This is a genomic window from Pseudomonas sp. zbq_18, assembly GCF_043102245.1.
In the GTDB taxonomy this organism is placed as follows: domain Bacteria; phylum Pseudomonadota; class Gammaproteobacteria; order Pseudomonadales; family Pseudomonadaceae; genus Aquipseudomonas.
The window spans coordinates 44,164-64,987 of the sequence record NZ_JBICIT010000013.1 but is presented as its reverse complement, the minus strand read 5'-3'; the positions used below and the strand labels follow the sequence as shown (position 1 = coordinate 64,987).

Below are 20,824 nucleotides of genomic sequence, written 5' to 3'. Positions count from 1 at the left end.
ATGGCCCAGCAGAACGCCTACAACGCCGATGCCATCGAAGTCCTCTCCGGTCTTGACCCGGTGCGCAAGCGCCCGGGCATGTACACCGACACCGCGCGGCCCAACCACCTGGCCCAGGAAGTCATCGACAACAGCGTCGACGAAGCCCTGGCCGGCCACGCCAAGGTCATCCAGGTCATCCTGCATGACGACAATTCGCTGGAAGTGATCGACGACGGCCGCGGCATGCCGGTCGACATCCACCCCGAAGAAGGCATCCCCGGCGTCGAGCTGATCCTCACCAAACTGCACGCCGGCGGCAAGTTCAGCAACAAGAACTACCAGTTCTCCGGCGGCCTGCACGGCGTGGGTATTTCGGTGGTCAACGCGCTGTCCAACCAGGTCGAGGTCAAGGTCAAGCGCGACGGCAGCGAATACCGCATGACCTTCGCCGACGGCTTCAAGGCCACCGACCTGGAAGTGGTCGGCACCGTCGGCAAACGCAACACCGGCACCAGCGTGCGCTTCTGGCCCGATGCGCAGTACTTCGACTCGCCGAAGTTCTCCATCAGCCGCCTCAAGCACGTGTTGAAGGCCAAGGCGGTGCTCTGCCCCGGCCTGGAAGTCACCTTCACCGACAAGAGCAACAACGAGACCACCCGCTGGTACTTCGAGGACGGCCTGCGCTCCTACCTCACCGACGCCGTGAGCGAATACGCACGCCTGCCCGATGAGCCGTTCTGCGGCTCGCTGGCCGGCAACAAGGAAGCCGTGGACTGGGCCCTGCTGTGGCTGCCGGAAGGCGGCGAGAGCCTGCAGGAAAGCTACGTCAACCTGATTCCCACCGCCCAGGGCGGCACCCACGTCAACGGCCTGCGCCAGGGCCTGCTGGACGCCATGCGCGAGTTCTGCGAATTCCGCAACCTGCTGCCGCGCGGCGTGAAGCTCGCCCCGGAAGACGTCTGGGAACGCATCGCCTTCGTCCTGTCGATGAAGATGCAGGAGGCGCAGTTCTCCGGCCAGACCAAGGAACGCCTGTCGTCCCGCGAGGCTTCGGCCTTCGTCTCCGGCGTGGTGAAAGACGCCTTCAGCCTGTGGCTCAACGCCCATCCGGAGCTGGGCCAGCAGCTCGCCGAACAGGCCATCAGCAACGCCGGCCGCCGCCTCAAGGCCGGCAAGAAGGTCGAGCGCAAGAAGATCACCCAGGGCCCGGCACTGCCGGGCAAGCTGGCCGACTGCGCCGGCCAGGAGCCGATGCGCGCCGAGCTGTTCCTGGTCGAGGGTGACTCCGCTGGCGGCTCCGCCAAGCAGGCCCGCGACAAGGAATTCCAGGCCATCATGCCGCTGCGCGGCAAGATCCTGAACACCTGGGAAGTGGACGGCGGCGAAGTGCTGGCCAGTCAGGAAGTGCACGACATCGCCGTGGCCATCGGCCTCGATCCCGGCTCCAGCGACCTCTCCCAGCTGCGCTACGGCAAGATCTGCATCCTCGCCGACGCCGACTCCGACGGCCTGCATATCGCCACCTTGCTCTGTGCATTGTTCGTGCGCCACTTCCGCCCGCTGGTGGACGCCGGCCACGTCTACGTGGCCATGCCGCCGCTGTACCGCATCGACCTGGGCAAGGAGATCTACTACGCCCTCGACGAGGCCGAGCGCGACGGCATCCTCGACCGCCTGGTGGCCGAGAAAAAACGCGGCAAGCCGCAGGTCACCCGCTTCAAGGGCCTGGGCGAGATGAACCCGCCGCAACTGCGCGAAACCACCATGGACCCCAACACCCGCCGTCTGGTGCAGCTGACCCTGGAAGACTTCGAGGGCACCCGCGAGGTGATGGACATGCTGCTGGCCAAGAAACGCGCCGGCGATCGCAAGAGCTGGCTGGAAACCAAGGGCAACCTGGCCGAGGTGCTGGCGTGAGGCTGAGCCTCGCCCTGGCCGGCCTGCTGCTCGCTGGTACGACTGTCGCGGCCGAAAAACCCGTCGAACTCGCACAGCTGGAGCTGCTGGCCGAGCACCCGGTGGACGGCATGCGCGGCGGCAATCTGTCCGGTCTGACTCGCTGCGGCGAGCAATGGCTGGCCGTGTCCGACCGCGAGGACGACCGTCTGTATGTCCTGCAGCCCGGCGATACGGCCTGGCAGGCCGAGCCGGAAACCTTTGTCGCCCCGCCGGTGCCACCCAGCGCGCTGCCCTGGGGCCTGCGCATGCGCACCTGGGTCGCCAACCAGGTGCGTGGCGGCGAGCTGGATTTCGAGAGCGTCAGCTGCGACGACAAGGGCAATCGCTACCTGCTCAGCGAGGCGCATACCGCGCTGCTGCAGATCGGCCCCAGTGGCCTGGCCGAGTGGCTGAAACTGCCGGACAGCCTGATCCGCCAGGCCCGTGCCAGTGGCATGCTGCTGCACCACAACGCCCTGCTCGAAGGCCTGGTCATCGAGCCGAACGGCGCTCGCCTGTGGCTGGCTGCCGAACGTGAGCGCCGCGGCCTGCTGGTCATGCACTGGGAAAAAGGACGCTGGCGCTGCACCGGGGGCTGCGTGCTGATGTCCGAGGCCGGCCTACGCCGCTCGCCGCTGACACCTGACAGCGACAAGCGCTACCCGCGCAGCTTCGGTGACCTGGCGCTGCACGGCGGCAAGCTGTTCAGCCTGGAGCGCCTGGAGCACCGCATCTGCCGGCGTCATCCAAACACTGGCGCGGAGGAAAAATGCTGGTCGTTCAGCACCATTGCCCAGGATGAGAGTCGCGTTCATCCTGAACCCTACGGCACCGCCGAAGCGCTGTGGCTGGACAAGAACAGCGCCTGGGTGGGCCTGGACAACAACGACCTGGCCCGCGCCGATGGCGAACAGCGCCCACTGATCTGGCAACTCAAGGCACCGCAGGGCGGCTGGAGCGCGAAATGAGCGAACCGGTCGCCGGCCAGCGCGCCGCCCGCATCATGCTGATCCTGGCCTGGGTCGCTGCCCTGGCCCTGGCCACCCACTGGTTCGGCGACTGGGAAGACGAACGCGCCAACCCCAACCGCAATCCCCAGTCGGTGCACGGCACGGATTTCATCGAAGTGCGTCTGGCCGCCGGCCCTGGCGGTCACTACCTGCTGGACGGGCAGATCGACGGCACCACCCTGACCTTCCTCCTCGACACCGGCGCCACCGCCGTCGCCGTGCCGCTGAAAGTCGCCGAGCGCCTCAGCCTTGAGCGCGGCGCGCCGGTGCAGATTCGCACCGCCAACGGCACCGTCACCGGCTGGCGCACGCGCCTGGGTCTGCTGCAGCTGGGCGATATCCGGCTGCACAATGTCGCCGCGCTGATCACCCCCGGCATGGACGGCGAACAGGTGCTGCTCGGCATGAGCGCCCTCAAACAACTCGAATTCACCCAGAAGGGCGGCACCCTGGTGCTGCGCCAATCAACCCGCTAATGAGGCACGCATGAGCGACACCCTCGACCTGAGCCTGGAAGGCGTCGAACGCCGGTCCCTGGCCGACTTTACCGAGCAGGCGTACCTGAACTACTCCATGTACGTGATCATGGACCGCGCCCTGCCGCATATCGGCGACGGCCTCAAGCCGGTACAGCGCCGCATCGTCTACGCCATGAGCGAACTGGGTCTGGACGCCGACGCCAAGCACAAGAAGTCGGCACGTACCGTCGGTGACGTGCTCGGCAAGTACCATCCGCACGGCGACAGCGCCTGCTACGAGGCCATGGTGCTGATGGCCCAGCCGTTCAGCTACCGCTACACCCTGGTCGACGGCCAGGGCAACTGGGGTGCGCCGGACGATCCCAAGTCCTTCGCCGCCATGCGTTACACCGAGGCACGCCTGTCGCGCTACTCCGAGGTGCTGCTGGCCGAACTGGGCCAGGGCACCGTGGACTGGGTGCCGAACTTCGACGGCACCATGGACGAGCCGGCGACCCTGCCGGCACGGCTGCCCAACCTCTTGTTGAATGGCACCACCGGCATCGCCGTGGGCATGGCCACCGACGTGCCGCCGCACAACCTGCGCGAAGTGGCGACCGCCTGCGTGCGCCTGCTCGACGAGCCGAGCGCCAGCGTCGAGCAACTGATGGAACACGTGCAGGGCCCGGACTTCCCCACCGAGGCGGAAATCATCACCCCGCGCGCCGACCTGCTGAAGATCTACCAGAGCGGCCGCGGCTCGGTGCGCATGCGCGCCGTGTATCGCGTCGAGGACGGCGACATCGTGGTCACCGCCCTGCCGCACCAGGTCTCCGGCTCCAAGGTGCTGGAACAGATCGCCGCGCAGATGCAGGCCAAGAAGCTGCCGATGGTCGCCGACCTGCGCGACGAGTCGGACCACGAGAACCCCTGCCGCATCGTCATCATCCCGCGCTCCAACCGCGTTGACGCCGACGAGCTGATGACCCACCTGTTCGCCACCACCGATCTGGAGTCGAGCTACCGGGTCAACACCAACGTCATCGGCCTCGACGGCAAGCCGGCGGTCAAGGACCTGCGCACCCTGCTCAGCGAGTGGCTGCAGTACCGCGTCGGTACCGTGCGCCGCCGCCTGCAGTTCCGCCTGGACAAGGTGGAGAAGCGCCTGCACCTGTTGGAAGGTTTGCTCATCGCCTTCCTCAATATCGACGAAGTGATCCGCATCATCCGCACCGAGGATCAGCCCAAGCCGGTGCTGATGGCCACCTTCGGCCTCACCGAGATCCAGGCCGACTACATCCTCGACACCCGCCTGCGTCAGCTGGCGCGCCTGGAGGAGATGAAGATCCGTGGCGAGCAGGACGAGCTGGCCAAGGAACGCGACAAGCTGCTGGCCCTGCTCGGCAGCGACACCAAGCTGAAGAAACTGGTGCGCAGCGAAATTCTCGCCGACGCCGAGAAATACGGCGACGACCGTCGCTCGCCGATCATCGAGCGCGCCGAAGCCCGCGCCCTGTCGGAAACCGAGCTGATGCCGACCGAACCGGTCACCGTGGTGCTCTCGGAGAAAGGCTGGGTGCGCTGCGCCAAGGGCCACGATATCGACGCGACGGGGCTTTCCTATAAAGCCGGCGACGGCTTCAAGGCCGCTGCGCCCGGCCGCTCCAACCAGTACGCGGTGTTTATCGACTCCACCGGGCGCAGTTACTCGCTGGCCGCCCACTCTCTGCCTTCGGCGCGAGGCCAGGGCGAGCCGCTGACCGGCCGCCTGACCCCGCCGCCGGGCGTGACCTTCGACTGCGTGCTGCTGCCGGACGACAGCGCCCTGTACGTGATCGCCTCGGATGCCGGCTACGGCTTCGTGGTCAAGGGCGAGGACCTGCAGGCCAAGAACAAGGCCGGCAAGGCCCTGCTGACCCTGCCCAACGGCTCGCTGGTGGTGCCGCCCAAACCGGTGTCCAGTCTGGACGACAACTGGCTGGCGGCAGTGACCACCGAAGGCCGCCTGCTGCTGTTTCCGGTGCGCGACCTGCCGCAGCTGGGCAAAGGCAAGGGCAACAAGATCATCGGCATCCCCGGCGAGCGCGTGGCCAGCCGCGAGGAATACCTCACCGACCTGGCCGTACTGCCATCAGGCGCCGCCCTGGTGCTGCAGGCCGGCAAACGCACGCTCACGCTCAAGGCCGACGACCTGGAGCACTACAAGGGTGAGCGCGGGCGGCGTGGCAACAAGCTGCCGCGCGGCTTCCAACGGGTCGACGCGCTGCTGGTCGAGCCAGCCGCAAGCTGACGGCAAGCGGAAACCCAAAAGAGGCGCAGATTGCGCCTCTTTTGTTTTGATCAATGCAGGCAAGCGCATCGCCCGTAGGTTGGGTTGAGGCGCAACGCGCCGAAGCCCAACAGCGGAGTTGACTGGGCGCTAGTCTGTCGGGATTCGCTGCGCTCAACCTGCGCGGCCCGAGCAATCCTACGCGCTTTGGTTTGGGGCATACCCACAACACCTGCATGCACAAACAATCATCGTGGGAGCGACTTCAGTCGCGATGCTTTGCCGTTGCCCAATCGCGGCTGAAGCCGCTCCCACACGTGCAGCCCAGAGCTCCCAAAGCGCTACAGCGAGCGCTTCGGGCTGGAGTCTCGACGCGGTTTGGCGGATGATACGCGGCCGCCCCGCACTCGTTCTTCGGCCGCTCACTTCGGCCCAGGGTAAACAGATGAAACCTCTGCGCCTCGCTTTCGTACTGCTGCTGACCGGCATGATCGGCCTGGTCGGCTGTACGGCGCACCAGCCTGTACCGCTCTATCAGCTGGATAACGCCAACGTCGGCGTGCCCACCCAGGAACAGGGCCTGGCCGTCCTGCTCGGCCCGGTCTCCATCGCCGACTACCTGCAACGCGAAGCCCTCCTGCAGCGCCAGCTCGACGGCAGCCTGCTGGCCGCCGAAAACGCCCGCTGGGCCGGCAGCCTGGCCGCCGACATCGACCAGCTGCTGCTGCGCCAGCTGGCCTGGCGCCTGGACAGCCAGCGTACCGTCCTGGCCCCCGCCACGGGCGAGTTCAAGCCCGAAGTTCAGGTACTGCTGAGCATCATCCGCCTGGATTCCGGCCCGGCCCAACCGGCCATTCTGGAAGCCCAGTGGCGCCTGCTGGACAAAGCCGGCAACCTGCGCGACAGCCGCCTGCTGCGCCTGGAAGAAAGCCACAGCGGCACCCCGGCCGATCAGGTGCAGGCGCAGAGCCGCCTGCTGCGTCAGCTGGTGGCCGACCTGGCCAAGGCCATCGAGCCACTGCGCAACCAGCCGGCGGCCGAAGCGAGCAAGCCTGCCCCCGCACCACAGCGCCCGGCCAAGCCGCAAACGCCGCAGCCGCAATTCCCGATCATCGGGCCGACCCGCAGCAACGGCGACGTACTGCGTTTCTGACCCAGACCTTGGTCGTCTGGTCAGCTTCCGCGCAGACGACTAAGCTGCCGCCCCCATGACCCTGATCGATATTCTCCTACTGGCCCTGGCCGGCTGCGCGGCGGGCGGTATGAATGCCCTGGCCGGCGGCGGCACCTTCTTCTCCTTCCCGGCGCTGCTGGCCACCGGCCTGCCGCCAGTCACCGCCAACGCCACCAATGCCGTGGCCCTGTGGCCGGCCAGCGTCGCCGCGGCCTGGGCTGCGCGCGGCTCACTGCGCCCACTCGGGCGCTACCTGTTGCCACTGCTGCTGGCGGGGCTGCTTGGTGGCCTGGGCGGTGGTCTGCTGTTGCTGATCGGCGGCGACACGGTGTTCCGCGTGCTGATTCCCTGGCTGCTGCTGGCCGCTACCGCGCTATTCGCCGCCAGCCCCTGGCTCGCCCGCGCCCTGGCCGCCCGTCGCCACGAGGCCGCGCAACCGCCGCACACGCCGCTGTCGCTGGCGGCGCATGCCGGCGTATCCATCTACGGCGGCTATTTCGGCGCCGGCATGGGCATCCTGCAACTGGCCGCCTTCTCCATCGAGGGCCATCCACTGGCTCGCGCCAATGCCCTGAAAAACCTGATTTCCGCAGTGATCTACAGCGTCGCCAGCCTGACCTTCATCCTCGCCGGACGCGTCAGCTGGGCCGAGTTGCTGGTGCTACTGGCCGGCGCCACCGCGGGCGGCTATGCCGGCGGCGCCCTTGGCGAGCACTTGCCACCGCGCCTACTGCGCGCCCTGGTACTGCTGGTCGGCAGCGGCATGACGCTGTACTACTTCCACGCCACCTACTTCGCCGCCTGATTTGCCCCACCGGGCGTGGCCTGCTAGTGTCGCGCCCGTTCCGAACCTGCTACCGAGACCCACGCCATGGCACGCAAGAAAGCCGCCGACTTCGAAACCTCCCTCGCCGAGCTGCAAACGCTGGTCGAGCGCCTGGAAAGCGGCGAGCTGTCCCTGGAAGACTCCCTCGGCGCCTTCGAGCAGGGCATTCGCCTGACCCGCGACTGCCAGGCTGCCCTGGCCCAGGCCGAGCAGAAGGTACAGATCCTCCTTGAGCGCGACGGCGAGCTGGAAGAGGCACCCTTCGACGCGGACCAGCAGGCATGATCGGCGACTACCAGCAGCGCTGCGCCGCCCGTGTCGACGCCGCACTGGCCGAGCTGTTCGAACCGACCCGCCCCGAGCTGGCCCGCCTGTACCAGGCCATGCGCTACAGCGTGGTGAATGGCGGCAAGCGGGTGCGCCCATTGCTGGTCTACGCCGCCTGCGAGGCGCTGGAAGGTGATCTGGCTCAGGCTGACGGTGCCGCCTGCGCGGTCGAGCTGATCCATGCCTATTCCCTGGTGCACGACGACCTGCCGGCCATGGACGACGATGACCTGCGCCGCGGCCAGCCGACCACCCACAAGGCCTTTGACGAAGCCTGCGCGATACTCGCCGGCGACGCCCTGCAGGCGCTGGCCTTCGAAGCCCTGGCCGATGCCCGACGCAACCCCCGCGATGCCGACCTGCGCCTGTCCATGGTGCTCGGCCTGGCCCGTGCCGCTGGCGCGGCGGGCATGGTCGGCGGCCAGGCCATCGACCTCGAATCGGTGGGCAAGCAGATCGACCAGCAGGCCCTGAAAACCATGCACCGGCACAAGACCGGCGCCCTGATCGAAGCCAGCGTGCACCTGGGCGCCCTGGCCAGCGGCAACGCCGACGACACCGCGCTGCGCTCGCTGCGGCATTATGCCCAGGCCATTGGCCTGGCCTTCCAGGTGCAGGACGACATCCTCGACGTGGAAAGCGACACCGCCACCCTGGGCAAGACCCAGGGCAAGGACGAGGCCAACCACAAGCCCACCTACCCCGCCCTGCTCGGCCTCGACGCGGCCAAGGCCTACGCCCTGGAGTTGCGCGACCAGGCCCTGCACGCCCTGCGCCTGTTCGGCGACAGCGCCGAGCCGCTGCGCGAGCTGGCCCGTTACATCGTTGAACGGCGCCACTGAGCGCCGTCACCATCACTCGCATCAATACCTTGCCTTTCGCCTGATCAGGCTTGCTTTACCCTCGCCGCCCGGCGCCTAAGATGGCTCGATTACAAGAACCAGACGGGAGCCGGCCGGCCATGCCTTTCACCTCATTGCTGATCGCCAATCGCGGCGAGATCGCCATCCGCATTGCCCAGGCCTGTGCCGACCTCGGCATCCGCTCGATCGCCGTGTTCGCCGAAGACGACGGCGCCAGCCTGCACACACGCAAGGCCGACCTGGCCGTAGCGCTCAAGGGCCGCGGCGTGCCGGCCTACCTGGACATGGATCAGCTGATCGCCATCGCCCGCGAGCAGGGCTGCACGGCAATTCACCCCGGCTACGGCTTTCTCGCCGAGAACGCCGAATTCGCCCGCCGCTGCCAGGCCGCCGGGCTGACCTTCGTCGGCCCCGCGCCCGAGGTGCTGGAACTGTTCGGTGACAAGGCCGCCGCCCGCGCCCTGGCCGAACGCTGCGGCGCGCCGCTGGTGGCAGGCATCAACCACGCCGTCAGCCTGGAACAGGCCCAGACATTCTTCACCACGCACGGCGCGCTGATGCTCAAGGCCCTGGCCGGCGGCGGCGGGCGCGGCATGCGCGCGGTCAGCGACGCCGGCGACCTGGCCGAGGCCTATGCGCGCTGCCAGTCGGAGGCGCAAACAGCCTTCGGCAATGGCGCGCTGTATGTTGAACAGCTGGTGCAGGAGGCCCGGCACATCGAAGTACAGGTGCTCGGCGACGGTAGCGGCGCCGTCAGCCACCTGTGGGAGCGCGACTGTAGCCTGCAGCGGCGCAATCAAAAGCTGATCGAAATCGCCCCCAGCCCCGACCTCGACGCCGGTATTCGCGAGGCGATCATCACCTGCGCATTGAACCTGGCCGGCGAGGTGAAGTACCGCGGCATCGGCACCTTCGAGTTCCTTCTGGCCGGCGAACGCTTCTACTTCATGGAAGCCAACCCACGGGTGCAGGTGGAACACACGGTGACCGAGCAGATCACCGGCGTCGACCTGCTGCACACCCAGCTGCGCCTGGCCGCCGGCAAAAGCCTGGCCGAACTGGGCCTGCTGCAGCCGCCACGGCCGCAGGGCTGCGCCGTGCAGCTGCGCATCAACCTGGAAAGCCAGCACGCCGATGGCAGCACGCGTCCGGCCGCCGGCGTGCTCAACGCCTATCAGCCACCGTCCGGCCCCGGTCTGCGCGTGGATGGCTATGGCTACGCCGGCTACCCGGTCAGCCCGGCCTACGACTCGCTGCTGGCCAAGCTGATCGCCAGCGCCAGCGACTACCCGGCCGCCCTGCGCCGCGCCTATCGCGCGCTGTGCGAATTCCGCCTCGAGGGCGTGGCCAGCAACGTCCATCTGTTACAGAACCTGCTGCAGCACGAGGCCGTGCAGGGCAATCAGGTCGACACCCGCTTCGTCGAACGCGAAATGGAGAGCCTGCTGGCGCCGCGCCGCGAGGCCCATGCCCATCGCTACTTCAGCACAACCGGCCACGACGCCAGCGCCCGCCAGCAGCAGGTCGAGGCGCCGACCGGCAGCCTGGCGCTGAACACACCGAGCACCGGCGTACTGGTCAGTCTGGAGGTCGCTGAAGGCGACAGCGTCGCTGTCGGCCAGCAGATCGCCGTGCTGGAGGCGATGAAGATGGAGTTCGTGGTGCGCGCCGAGTGCAGCGGCATCGTCCGTGCCCTGGCCGCCCAGCCGGGCGATGCCCTGGGCGAAGGCCAGGCGCTGCTGTTTATCGAGCCGAGCGAGGTCAGTGGCAACGGCCAGCAGGACGAGCAGACTCTCGACCTCGAGCATATCCGCGCCGACCTGGCCGAGGTGCTGGAGCGCCACGCCCTGCTCACCGACGCGCGGCGCCCGGCCGCCGTGGCCAAGCGGCGCAAGACCGGCCAGCGCACTGTTCGTGAAAATCTGGCAGACCTGCTGGATGCCGACAGTTTCATCGAATACGGCGCCATGGCCCTGGCCGCCCAGCGCCGCCGGCGCTCGGCCGAGGAGCTGCTGGAACTGAGCCCGGCCGATGGCCTGGTGGCCGGTATCGGCACGGTCAATGCCGCGCAGTTCGGCAGCCAGCCGGCGCGCTGCATGGCCATCGCCTACGACTACACGGTGTTCGCCGGTACCCAGGGCGTGATGAACCACAAGAAGACAGATCGTATGCTCGGCCTTGCCGAACAGTGGCGCCTGCCGCTGGTGCTGTTCGCCGAGGGCGGCGGCGGCCGGCCGGGCGACACCGACTTCGTCGGCGTGGCCGGGCTGGACTGCCACACCTTTATCGGCATGGCCAAGCTATCCGGCCTGGTGCCGACCGTGGGCGTGGTGTCCGGCCGCTGCTTCGCCGGCAACGCCGCGCTGCTCGGTTGCTGCGACGTGATCATCGCCGCCAGGGACGCGACCATCGGCATGGCCGGGCCGGCGATGATCGAAGGCGGTGGCCTGGGCAGCTACAAGCCGGAAGAGGTCGGCCCCAGCGCCGTGCAGGGCCCCAACGGGGTGATCGACATCCTGGTGGAGAACGAGGCCGAGGCCGTCGCTGCCGCCAAGCAGTACCTGAGCTACTTCCAGGGCCCGCTGGCCGACTGGCAGTGCAGCGACCAGCGCGAGCTGCGCCACCTGATCCCGGAAAACCGCCTGCGCGTCTATGACATCCGTCAGGTCATCACCACCCTGGCCGACGCAGGCAGCGTGCTGGAGCTGCGTCGCCAGTTCGCCCCGGGACTGGTCACCGCTTTCATCCGCATCGAAGGCAAGCCCTTCGGCCTGATCGCCAACAACCCCGCGCACCTGGGCGGTGCCATCGACGCGCTGGCGGGCGACAAGGCCGCGCGCTTCATGCAGCTGTGCGACGCCTTCGACATCCCCATGGTTTCACTGTGCGACACCCCCGGCTTTATGGTCGGCCCCGAGGCGGAGAAGCAGGGCACGGTGCGCCATGTGTCGCGCATGTTCGTCGCCGCCGCCAGCCTGTCGGTGCCCTTCTTCACCCTGGTGCTGCGCAAGGGCTACGGCCTCGGCGCCCAGGCCATGGCCGCCGGCAGCTTCCACTCGCCGCTGTTCACCGCCGCCTGGCCCAGTGGCGAGTTCGGCGCCATGGGCCTGGAAGGCGCGGTGCGCCTGGGCTTCTCCAAGGAACTGGCGGCCCAGGAGACCGAAGAAGCTCGCCAGGCGCTGTTCGACAAGCTGGTGAGCAAGGCCTACCAGCGCGGCAAGGGCCTGAACATGGCCAGCTACCTGGAGATCGATGCGGTGATCGACCCGGCCGAGAGCCGCGCCTGGCTGCTGCGCGGCCTCAACGCCACGCCGCTGCCGCCGGTGCGCAGCGGCAAGAAACGCCCCTTCGTCGATACCTGGTAAGGACACGTCCATGCACGCCATCGAACAGCAAACCCTGCAGGTCAACGGCATCCAGCTCAGCGTCCATGTCTGCGGCCCGCGCGACGGCCACCCGGTGTGGCTGCTGCACGGCTTCCCCGAGTGCTGGCATTCCTGGGCGCCGCAACTGCAGGCCCTGGCCGAGGCCGGCTATCGCGCCTTCGCCCCGGAGATGCGCGGCTACGGCGCCAGCAGCGCACCGGCCGAGCCCGAGGCCTATTCGCTGCTGACCCTGTGCGCCGATATCCAGGCCGCCATGGATCACTTCGGCCACCCGCGCGTGTGCATGGTCGGTCACGACTGGGGCGCGCCGGTGGCCTGGCACCTGGCCCTGCTGGAGCCCGCGCGGGTGCAGGCGCTGGTAGCCATGTCGGTGCCCTTCGGCGGACGCCCCAAGCGCCCGGCCATCGAGATCATGCGCGAGGCCTATGCCGGGCGTTTCAACTACATCCTCTACTTCCAGCAGCCGGGCGTCGCCGAGGCCGAACTGGACGCCGATATCGAGCGCAGCCTGCGCCTGCTGCTGGCCGACCTGGGCGACGCCCTGCTGCAGGACAAACCGGCCGGTGCACGCCTGTTCGACGGCCTCGACGAACATCCCGCCCTGCCGACCTGGTGCAGCGAAGCGCAGTTCGCCCACTACCGCCAGGCCCTGGCCCGCGGCTTTCGCGGCCCGCTGAACTGGTACCGCAACTTCGAGCGCAGCTGGCAGGAAACCGAACCACTGGCCGGGTGCCAGGTCGAGCAACCGACCCTGTTCCTGGTCGGCGAACAGGACCCGGTCGCCCGCCTGGAGGCCCATACCCTCAAGCGCATGGCCGAACGCGTGCCACGCCTGGAGCAACACCTGCTGAGCGAGTGTGGACACTGGCTGCAGGGCCAGCAGCCAGGGCAGGTCAACGCCCTGCTGCTGGACTTCCTCGGCCGCCATTACCGCGACCAATAGCCGCGTCATCGGCGCGAATTGGGCGAGGCACGACGCATCAGGTAAACTGCTGCATCTTTTGCATACCTATAACGATTCGCCTGATGCCGACCACCTTCCACGAGATCCCTCGCGAGCGTCCCGTCACGCCGCTGCTCGACCGCGCCGACACCCCGGATGGCTTGCGCCGCCTGGCCGAGAGCGAGCTGGAAAGCCTCGCCGACGAGCTGCGCCAGTACCTGCTGTACAGCGTCGGCCAGACCGGCGGGCACTTTGGCGCCGGCCTCGGCGTGGTCGAGCTGACCATCGCCCTGCACTACATCTTCGACACCCCGGATGACCGCCTGGTGTGGGACGTCGGCCACCAGGCCTACCCGCACAAGATCCTCACCGGGCGCCGCGAGCGCATGGGCAGCCTGCGCCAGAAGGACGGCCTAGCCGCCTTCCCGCGCCGCAGCGAGAGCGAGTACGACACCTTCGGCGTCGGCCACTCCAGCACCAGCATCAGCGCCGCACTGGGCATGGCCATCGCCGCCAAGCTGCAGGGCAGCAAGCGCAAGTCGGTCGCCGTGATCGGTGACGGCGCGCTGACCGCCGGCATGGCCTTCGAGGCGCTCAACCATGCTTCGGACGTCAAGGCCGACATGCTGGTGGTGCTCAACGACAACGACATGTCGATCTCCAAGAACGTCGGCGGCCTGTCCAACTACCTGGCCAAAATCATCTCCAGCCGCACCTATTCAAGCATGCGCGAGGGCAGCAAGAAGATCCTCTCGCGCCTGCCCGGCGCCTGGGAAATCGCGCGTAAGGTCGAGGAACACGCCAAGGGCATGCTGGTCCCCGGCACCCTGTTCGAGGAGCTGGGCTGGAACTATGTCGGCCCCATCGACGGCCACGACCTGCCGACCCTGCTCGCCACCCTGCGCAACATGCGCGACCTCGAAGGCCCGCAGTTCCTCCATGTGGTGACCAAGAAGGGCAAGGGCTTCGCCCCCGCCGAGGCCGACCCGATCGGCTACCACGCGATCACCAAGCTCGACCCGATCAACAAGCCGCAGGGCGAGCCGAAGAAAGCCGCCGGGCCGAAGTACTCCGCAGTGTTCGGCCAGTGGCTGTGCGACATGGCCGCCGCCGACCCACGCCTGCTCGGCATCACCCCGGCGATGAAGGAAGGCTCCGACCTGGTGGCCTTCAGCGAACGCTTCCCGGAGCGCTATTTCGACGTCGCCATCGCCGAGCAACATGCGGTGACCCTGGCCGCCGGCATGGCCTGCGAGGGCGCCAAGCCGGTGGTGGCGATCTACTCGACCTTTCTGCAGCGCGCCTACGACCAGCTGATCCACGACGTGGCGGTGCAGAACCTCGACGTACTGTTCGCCATCGACCGCGCCGGCCTGGTCGGCGAAGACGGACCGACCCACGCCGGCAGCTTCGACCTGTCCTACCTGCGCTGCATCCCCGGCATGCTGGTGATGACCCCCAGCGACGAGAACGAGCTGCGCCTGCTGCTCACCACCGGCCACCAGTTCAACGGCCCGGCGGCGGTGCGCTATCCGCGCGGCAGCGGCCCGAATGCCGCCATCGACCCGGCCCTCAACGCCGTGGAGATCGGCAAGGCCGTGGTGCGCCGCCAGGGCCGCGGCACCGCGCTGCTGGTCTTCGGCGTGCAACTGGCCGAAGCCCTGCGCGTGGGCGAAACCCTGGATGCCAGCGTGGTCGACATGCGTTTCGTCAAACCCCTGGACGAAGCCCTGTTGCGCGAACTGGCCGCCAGCCACGATCTGCTGGTGACCCTTGAGGAAAACAGCGTGATGGGCGGCGCCGGCAGCGCGGTGAGCGAATTCCTCGCCGCCGAGAATATCGTCATGCCACTGCTGCACCTGGGCCTGCCCGACTACTACGTCGAGCACGCCAAGCCGGCGCAGATGCTGGCTGAATGCGGCCTGGACGAAGCCGGCATCGAGGCGGCCGTCCGTCGCCGATTGCAGCAGCTTGAACAGAGTTCATGTTGAACCGCCGTAAAGTTGCTTGAGCTTGACCACGCCGTGCACTAAGGTGCGCGGCGTTTTTTCTTTCTGACAGGTGCGCTGGCCAAGGCCAGCGATAATCGGGAAGCCGGTGCGCCAACAGGCAATCCCGGCACTGCCCCCGCAACGGTAATCGACCGCGAGCCCAGGCTCGCAGGCCTGCTCAACAGCCACTGGAGTCATCCGGGAAGGCGAGCCGGCCGGCGTCGAGAGTCCGGAGACCGGCCTGACGGATTTCGACTGGTGTTGCGGAGGGCCGCACCGTCAGGCGCCCGCGCGCGCCTGTCTCCCGCCCTCCTCGAAGTGTGCATTCTTTGAGGAAACTTACATGAAGCTGTCCCGTCTAGCCCTCGCCGTGGCGCTGGCCCCCGGCCTGACCGTCGCCGATGACCTGTCCCGTGATCAGGCGCTGAAACTCTCCGATACCGTCATCACCGCCAACCGCGACGTGCAGCAACGCGGCGAGAGCAGCGCGGCGATCAGCGTGTTCACCCGCCAGGATATCGAGCGCCTCAACCCGAGCAGCGTCGGCGAGCTGCTCAGCCGCGTACCCGGTGTACAGGTCATCCGCAACGGCGGCCGTGGCGCCAACACCAGCCTGTTCATCCGCGGCACCAGCAATGCCCAGAGCCTGGTGCTGATCGACGGCGTGCGCATCGGCTCGGCCTCCTCCGGCGGCGCGGCGCTGCAGTTTCTCAGCGTCGAGCAGATCGAGCGCGTCGAAGTGCTGCGCGGCTCGCGCTCGGCCATGTACGGCGCCGACGCGCTGGGCGGTGTCGTACAGATATTCACCCGCCGCGGCGAGGGCGAAGGTCTGCATCCCTACCTGCGCCTGGCCGGCGGCAGCGAAGGCACCTGGGAGCGCAGCCTGGGTCTGTCCGGTGGCGACGGTCGCACCCGCTACAACCTGACCGGCAGCCTGGAAGAAACCGACGGTATCGACCGCAGCGATGTGTCCTACGCCTCCGACGCCGACCACGATGCCTTCCGCAATCGCAGCTTCAGCCTCAACCTGGCCCACAGCCTGAGCGATGACCTGGAAATCGGCCTGAGCGCCGTCGACCAGCGCGGCAAGAGCGAATACGACAACCCCTACGGCCGCTTCGACAACAGCACCTACCTCAGCTACCCGGCCGAGAACTGGAGCGAATTCAGCCAGAGCAGCGTCTCCGCCTACGTCGACGCCAACCTCGCGGACAGCTGGAGCAGCCGCCTGGAGCTGGGTCACAGCGAAGACAAGCAGGAAGACTTCGACAAGCTCTACCCGGGCAGCGACGTATTCAACACCTACCGCGACTCGGCCGCCTGGCTGAACACCCTGCAGCTCGGCAACGGCCAGCAACTGCGCGTCGGCCTGGACTACCAGGAAGACAATCTGCACAGCAGCACCGCCTACAGCGAAGAGAGCCGCTGGAACCAGGCCGCCTTCATCCAGCACAGCTACCAGGGTGAGCACTTCTCCACCGAACTGGGCCTGCGCCACGACAAGAACGAGCAGTACGGCAGCGAGAACACCTGGAACGCCGCGCTGACCCTGCCGATCAACCCGACCAACGAGCTGGTGCTGTCCTACGCCGAAGGCTTCCGCGTGCCGACCTTCAACGACCTCTACGGCCCGGATGACTGGGGCAGCAACCCCAACCTCGACCCCGAGCGTTCGAAGAGCTACGAGCTGCAGTGGCGCAGTCAGCTGGCCGAAAGCACGCGCCTGGAGGCCTCGCTGTACCGCACCGACGTCGAGGATCTGATCACCTATGTGTGGGACAGCTCGACCTTCATCGGTCGCAACTACAACGTCGACCAGGCGCGTATCAACGGCTTCGAGGCCAGCCTGCAGCAGCAACTCGGTGCCTGGAGCGGCAACCTGTCGCTGAGCATTATCGACCCGCGCGACCGCGACAGCGGCCACACCCTGGCCCGCCGCGCCAAGCGCCACCTGAGCCTGGATCTCGATCGCCGCCTCGGCGACTTCAATGTCGGCGCCACCTGGCAGGCCTACAGCCAGCGCTACGACGACGTCGCCAACAGCCGCGAGATCGCCGGCTACGGCGTACTCGACCTGCGCGGCAGCTGGCAGGCCAGCACCGAGCTGGCCTTCGACCTCAAGCTGGCCAACCTGCTGGACAAGGACTACGGCACCGCGCTGTACCAGTACGCCGGCGACTACCGCTACTACGGCTATCAGGAAACCCCGCGCAGCCTGCTGCTCGGCCTGACCTGGACCCCCGCGCTGTAAAACGACAAAGGCCCCTTCCGGGGCCTTTTTTCAACCTGATGCGGAGCAAACCGTGCACATCGCGCCCGGCTAGCGCGCCTGGGCCAACTGCTCGCACAAGCGGGCAGTCGCCGCCAACATCTGAAAACTGGGTCGCTCCAGGCCCTTGTCCGGCACCGTCCAGACTTGCCTTAGCCGCACCGCCGGCAGTTGCGGCCAGGCCTGCCAGTGCTGCAGCTCGGCACCGCTGCCGCCGAGGATCACCTCGGGTGCTCGCGCCAGTACGGCCTCGACACTGACCTGAGGTGCCGGCAGCGTGAGGTCGGCGAAGACATTGCGCGCGCCGCAGACCTGCAGCGCCTCACCGATCAGCTGACGGTCACCGATGGTGTACAGCGGCTGATGCCAGATCTGGTAGAACACCGGCACCGCCGGCGAGCGGCGATAGCGCTGGCGCAGCGCCTGCATGCCATCGCGGAACTGTGCACGCAGGTCTGCGCCCCGCTCGGGCTGGCCGACCCGCGCGCCGATCTCGGCGAACGCCTCGGCCAGCTGGTCGAAGTCGCGCGCCTCGTTCAGGTAGACGGCCAGCCCCAGGTCGGCCAGTTGCTGGCGCTGGGCATCGGGCAGGCTGCCGGGGGTGAGCAGGATCAGGTCGGGCTTGAGACTGAGCAGGCTTTCAACATCCAGACTGCCGAAGCGGCCAACCGTCGGTATGCCCGCCAGGCCTGCCGGCCGCTCGCCGCCATCCAGCATGCCGACCAGACGCGACTCGGCGCCCAGCTCCAACATGATTTCCGACATCGAGGGGGCCAGGCTGACCACCCGCTCGGCCGCCTGCGCCGCGGCACAGATCAGCAGCAGGCCGGCGGCCAGCAGTGCGCGCATCACCCGAGCTGGCGAGGGATACGGTACAGACAGAGCAGCACCACGCTGCTCATGGCCAGCAGGAACAGAGCCACCGCATGCAGCCCGGTGAACAGGGCGATGGCGCCGATCCAGGCCGGCAGCGAGGCGCCGAGAAAGGCCTTGCGCCGCTGCCGCGCCAGCTCCAGCCAGGCGTCACGCTCGGCTTCGCTGTCCAGCGCCTGCTCGGTGGCGATCAGCGCGCGCTTGTAGGCGGAAAACAGCGGCAGGCTGACGAACATCGAGGCTACGCCGGCGATGAACAGGGGCATCTCCAGCACGCTGCCGAGGGCCTGACTGTCACCGAACAGCAGATTGAGGAAGAACAGCGGCGCCAGGGCGAAGCCGAGCCAGCGCCACCATTCCAGGGCCAGTCGACGACGCACTTCGGCGCGGGTCATTCGGTTTCTTCCTGGTGCTGCAGGCCCAGCATGTGGCCGAGCTTGCCGGCCTTGGTCGCCAGGTACTTGCGGTTGTAGGGGTTGAGGGCGATTTCCAGCGGGCGGCGTTCGGCCACGCGTACGCCGAAACCTTCCAGCGCCTTGACCTTGCGCGGGTTGTTGGTCATCAGATTGATGCTGCGAATGCCCAGATGATCGAGCATCGGCTGGCAGATCGAGTAGTCGCGCTGGTCAGCGGCGAAGCCCAGGCGCTCGTTGGCCTCGACCGTGTCGGCGCCGGCGTCCTGCAGCTCGTAGGCGCGGATCTTGTTCAGCAGGCCAATGCCACGGCCCTCCTGGCGCAAGTACAGCAGTACGCCGCGGCCCTCGGCGGCGATGGCGCGCAGGGCAGCTTCGAGCTGGTCGCCGCAATCGCAGCGCTGACTGAACAAGGCATCGCCGGTCAGGCATTCGGAATGCAGACGGCCCAGCACCGGCTGACCATCGGCGACGTCGCCCAGGGTCAGGGCCACGTGCTCCTTGCCGCTCTCCTCATCGAGGAAACCGTGCATGGTGAACACCGCGAAGGGCGTGGGCAGTTGGGAGGCGGCGACGAAGACGACAGACACCGGTAGCTCCTGATGAGGTTCGGCAGAAAAGGCCGGCATTGTACCAGTCGCAGCGCCGCCCGGCGCAGCCTGAATTATCGAGGATAAGGATCGAAGAAACCGAAGGGTTGCGCCTTACAGCTTGGATTCCAGCAGCAGTACGCCATTGTCTTCGCGCCAGCGCACCCGGCTGAGGAAGCTCATGCCCAACAGCACCTCGGTGGGGGCGTCGCCTTGCAGCACCGCCGCCTCCACGCCTAGCACTTCCAGGCCGCCGACCTTGACGCTGTCGAGCTTGATGCTCCAGGCGCGGATATTGCCACCGGCGGTGCTGGCCACCATTGGCCGGCCTTTGACTCGGTAATCGATGCCCAGGCGCCGTGCCTGGCCTTCGTTCATCGCCACCGAGGTGGCACCGGTATCCACCAGAAACTGCACCGGATGGCCCTCGATGGAGCCAGCAACCCAGTAGTGGTTACCGGCGCCGCGACTGATGCTCAGCTGGGAGCGCTGTGGCTCGCTGCTGCCCGCCTGGTTGTACTCGCGTGACAGCGAATAGTTGCGTTGGACGCCGCCGATCTCCAGCACCGCGCCCTTGCTGTTGGCACTGACCACCTTGACCCCGCCGGGCCCTGTCTGTCCGGAACGCACCAGTTTGCGCTGGCCATCCACCAGCAGCACGGCGGCATCGGGGAACAGACCAACCACCTGCACCTGCGGCTCGGCATGCGATACGGGGCTCAGGATCAGCAACAGGCCGGCGGCGAACAGCTCAAGGCGACGCATTAGGGTTCTCCATGTCCTTGTCGAATGGATACGGTTGCTGCCAGCGGCGGAAAATCGGCCGCAGACTGCCCGCACGTATCAGCTCGGCCATGCGCCGGTCATATATCTCGGCCAGGGCGCGACCGCGGGCAGTATCGGCAAAGCCCGGGTAGAGCGGCAAGCGGGTCAGGTCATAGGTGCGGAACCGTTCCGCTTCCCGGCTGGCAGCCAGTACGTCAGCCACCTCGGTGCTGGCATCGATGTAGAAGTCGGCACGATTGCGCACCAGCATGTCGAGGATACCGTTGCGCCGCTCGACTTCCTGAAAACGCAGCGGCCCCGGCAGGTACTCGTTGTAGCCGTAGCCACGAATCCAGATCAGGTGAAAACGAGTGAGCGTGTCCAGCGTGGGTTGCGGTTGCGTGACCAGGCCGAGCGCCTGAATACGGTCAGCGTCATAGGCGTGATGCGGGTAGATGACCCGCTCGCTGATTTCGTTGGCGTAGGAGCCCAGCCAGGCATCGGCCTCACCCCGCTGCACCAGGCCGATGGAGCGCATATAGGGCTCGTTACGCGCCGCAACAGCCACGCCAGCGGGCTCGAACACTTCACGCATGATCTCCCAGGCCACACCACTGCCATCAGGATTGGTATGCCTGGGCCAGTATTCGCTGACCAGCTGGATATCCGTCGGCAGCGCCTGCTCGGCCCAGGCACTCGGCCAGGCCAGGCACATCAGCAGCGCCCACCAGCAAACACGCATGCTTA

General features: G+C 67.5%; 17 protein-coding genes and 1 riboswitch. Of the genes, 12 read left to right on the top strand and 5 right to left on the bottom strand.

The genetic code is table 11. The features are described 5' to 3' along the window. The 12 genes from parE to ACF8C6_RS09825 all read left to right on the top strand — a co-directional run bounded on the left by parE (position 1) and on the right by ACF8C6_RS09825 (position 17,418). Entirely contained in the window at positions 1-1,899 is a 1,899-nt protein-coding gene (gene parE, locus ACF8C6_RS09880) for a DNA topoisomerase IV subunit B (protein WP_392499113.1), read from the top strand. After that, positions 1,896-2,888 carry an esterase-like activity of phytase family protein gene (locus ACF8C6_RS09875; protein WP_392499112.1) on the top strand — a complete coding sequence of 331 codons (993 nt, stop codon included), beginning with the start codon at positions 1,896-1,898 and terminating at the stop codon, positions 2,886-2,888. Before parE ends, ACF8C6_RS09875 begins: the two co-directional genes overlap by 4 nt. Then, entirely contained in the window at positions 2,885-3,406 is a 522-nt protein-coding gene (locus ACF8C6_RS09870) for a TIGR02281 family clan AA aspartic protease (protein WP_392499111.1), read from the top strand. Before ACF8C6_RS09875 ends, ACF8C6_RS09870 begins: the two co-directional genes overlap by 4 nt. Positions 3,407-3,416: 10 nt before the next feature. Beyond that, complete coding sequence (parC, locus tag ACF8C6_RS09865; protein ID WP_392499109.1) at positions 3,417-5,678, top strand: DNA topoisomerase IV subunit A; 2,262 nt, start codon at positions 3,417-3,419, stop codon at positions 5,676-5,678. A 424-nt stretch (positions 5,679-6,102) separates the two neighbouring features. Continuing rightward, positions 6,103-6,810 (top strand): membrane integrity-associated transporter subunit PqiC, encoded by a 708-nt coding sequence (locus ACF8C6_RS09860; protein ID WP_392499107.1) that lies wholly within the window; start codon positions 6,103-6,105, stop codon positions 6,808-6,810. Positions 6,811-6,865: 55 nt separating this feature from the next. Further along, the gene (locus tag ACF8C6_RS09855; protein ID WP_392499106.1) at positions 6,866-7,636 is read left to right on the top strand and encodes a sulfite exporter TauE/SafE family protein; all 771 of its coding nucleotides are present in this window, start codon (positions 6,866-6,868) and stop codon (positions 7,634-7,636) included. Between the two features lie 66 nt (positions 7,637-7,702). Further along, positions 7,703-7,942 (top strand): exodeoxyribonuclease VII small subunit, encoded by a 240-nt coding sequence (locus ACF8C6_RS09850; protein ID WP_277690612.1) that lies wholly within the window; start codon positions 7,703-7,705, stop codon positions 7,940-7,942. Continuing rightward, on the top strand, positions 7,939-8,826 hold the full coding sequence (ispA, locus tag ACF8C6_RS09845; protein WP_392499105.1) for a (2E,6E)-farnesyl diphosphate synthase: 888 nt from the start codon (positions 7,939-7,941) through the stop codon (positions 8,824-8,826). The genes ACF8C6_RS09850 and ispA overlap by 4 nt, the downstream gene beginning before the upstream one ends. Positions 8,827-8,945: 119 nt before the next feature. After that, complete coding sequence (locus ACF8C6_RS09840) at positions 8,946-12,212, top strand: carboxyl transferase domain-containing protein (RefSeq protein ID WP_392499104.1); 3,267 nt, start codon at positions 8,946-8,948, stop codon at positions 12,210-12,212. Between the two features lie 10 nt (positions 12,213-12,222). Further along, positions 12,223-13,176 carry an alpha/beta fold hydrolase gene (locus tag ACF8C6_RS09835; RefSeq protein WP_392499103.1) on the top strand — a complete coding sequence of 318 codons (954 nt, stop codon included), beginning with the start codon at positions 12,223-12,225 and terminating at the stop codon, positions 13,174-13,176. Between the two features lie 83 nt (positions 13,177-13,259). Next, positions 13,260-15,167: a 1-deoxy-D-xylulose-5-phosphate synthase gene (dxs, locus tag ACF8C6_RS09830; protein ID WP_392499101.1), complete on the top strand. Its 1,908-nt coding sequence runs from the start codon at positions 13,260-13,262 to the stop codon at positions 15,165-15,167. A gap of 51 nt (positions 15,168-15,218) precedes the next feature. Then, positions 15,219-15,427, top strand: a riboswitch (cobalamin riboswitch). An 83-nt stretch (positions 15,428-15,510) separates the two neighbouring features. Continuing rightward, entirely contained in the window at positions 15,511-17,418 is a 1,908-nt protein-coding gene (locus ACF8C6_RS09825) for a TonB-dependent receptor domain-containing protein (protein ID WP_392499100.1), read from the top strand. Between the two features lie 69 nt (positions 17,419-17,487). Here ACF8C6_RS09825 and ACF8C6_RS09820 read toward each other — a convergent pair whose 3' ends face one another. The 5 genes from ACF8C6_RS09820 to ACF8C6_RS09800 all read right to left on the bottom strand — a co-directional run bounded on the left by ACF8C6_RS09820 (position 17,488) and on the right by ACF8C6_RS09800 (position 20,819). After that, a complete protein-coding gene (locus ACF8C6_RS09820) occupies positions 17,488-18,285 on the bottom strand; it encodes a cobalamin-binding protein (RefSeq protein WP_392499099.1) in 798 nt (265 codons plus the stop codon). Then, a complete protein-coding gene (locus ACF8C6_RS09815) occupies positions 18,285-18,704 on the bottom strand; it encodes an MFS transporter (RefSeq protein WP_392499098.1) in 420 nt (139 codons plus the stop codon). The genes ACF8C6_RS09820 and ACF8C6_RS09815 overlap by 1 nt, the downstream gene beginning before the upstream one ends. Beyond that, positions 18,701-19,312 carry a GTP cyclohydrolase II gene (ribA, locus tag ACF8C6_RS09810; protein WP_392499097.1) on the bottom strand — a complete coding sequence of 204 codons (612 nt, stop codon included), beginning with the start codon at positions 19,310-19,312 and terminating at the stop codon, positions 18,701-18,703. The genes ACF8C6_RS09815 and ribA overlap by 4 nt, the downstream gene beginning before the upstream one ends. A gap of 114 nt (positions 19,313-19,426) precedes the next feature. Next, positions 19,427-20,077: a TIGR02281 family clan AA aspartic protease gene (locus ACF8C6_RS09805; RefSeq protein ID WP_392499096.1), complete on the bottom strand. Its 651-nt coding sequence runs from the start codon at positions 20,075-20,077 to the stop codon at positions 19,427-19,429. Then, on the bottom strand, positions 20,064-20,819 hold the full coding sequence (locus ACF8C6_RS09800) for an ABC transporter substrate-binding protein (protein ID WP_392499095.1): 756 nt from the start codon (positions 20,817-20,819) through the stop codon (positions 20,064-20,066). The genes ACF8C6_RS09805 and ACF8C6_RS09800 overlap by 14 nt, the downstream gene beginning before the upstream one ends. Positions 20,820-20,824: the final 5 nt, after the last annotated feature.

Coding starts and splice junctions, on each gene's coding strand:
- ACF8C6_RS09815 (WP_392499098.1), bottom strand. CDS start 18,704: ATGACCCGCGCCGAAGTGCGTCGTCGACTGGCCCTGGAATGGTGGCGC.
- ACF8C6_RS09800 (WP_392499095.1), bottom strand. CDS start 20,819: ATGCGTGTTTGCTGGTGGGCGCTGCTGATGTGCCTGGCCTGGCCGAGT.
- ACF8C6_RS09840 (WP_392499104.1), top strand. CDS start 8,946: ATGCCTTTCACCTCATTGCTGATCGCCAATCGCGGCGAGATCGCCATC.
- ACF8C6_RS09850 (WP_277690612.1), top strand. CDS start 7,703: ATGGCACGCAAGAAAGCCGCCGACTTCGAAACCTCCCTCGCCGAGCTG.
- ACF8C6_RS09805 (WP_392499096.1), bottom strand. CDS start 20,077: ATGCGTCGCCTTGAGCTGTTCGCCGCCGGCCTGTTGCTGATCCTGAGC.
- ispA (WP_392499105.1), top strand. CDS start 7,939: ATGATCGGCGACTACCAGCAGCGCTGCGCCGCCCGTGTCGACGCCGCA.
- ACF8C6_RS09820 (WP_392499099.1), bottom strand. CDS start 18,285: ATGCGCGCACTGCTGGCCGCCGGCCTGCTGCTGATCTGTGCCGCGGCG.
- ACF8C6_RS09870 (WP_392499111.1), top strand. CDS start 2,885: ATGAGCGAACCGGTCGCCGGCCAGCGCGCCGCCCGCATCATGCTGATC.
- ACF8C6_RS09825 (WP_392499100.1), top strand. CDS start 15,511: ATGAAGCTGTCCCGTCTAGCCCTCGCCGTGGCGCTGGCCCCCGGCCTG.
- parC (WP_392499109.1), top strand. CDS start 3,417: ATGAGCGACACCCTCGACCTGAGCCTGGAAGGCGTCGAACGCCGGTCC.
- ACF8C6_RS09855 (WP_392499106.1), top strand. CDS start 6,866: ATGACCCTGATCGATATTCTCCTACTGGCCCTGGCCGGCTGCGCGGCG.
- ACF8C6_RS09835 (WP_392499103.1), top strand. CDS start 12,223: ATGCACGCCATCGAACAGCAAACCCTGCAGGTCAACGGCATCCAGCTC.
- parE (WP_392499113.1), top strand. CDS start 1: ATGGCCCAGCAGAACGCCTACAACGCCGATGCCATCGAAGTCCTCTCC.
- dxs (WP_392499101.1), top strand. CDS start 13,260: ATGCCGACCACCTTCCACGAGATCCCTCGCGAGCGTCCCGTCACGCCG.
- ACF8C6_RS09860 (WP_392499107.1), top strand. CDS start 6,103: ATGAAACCTCTGCGCCTCGCTTTCGTACTGCTGCTGACCGGCATGATC.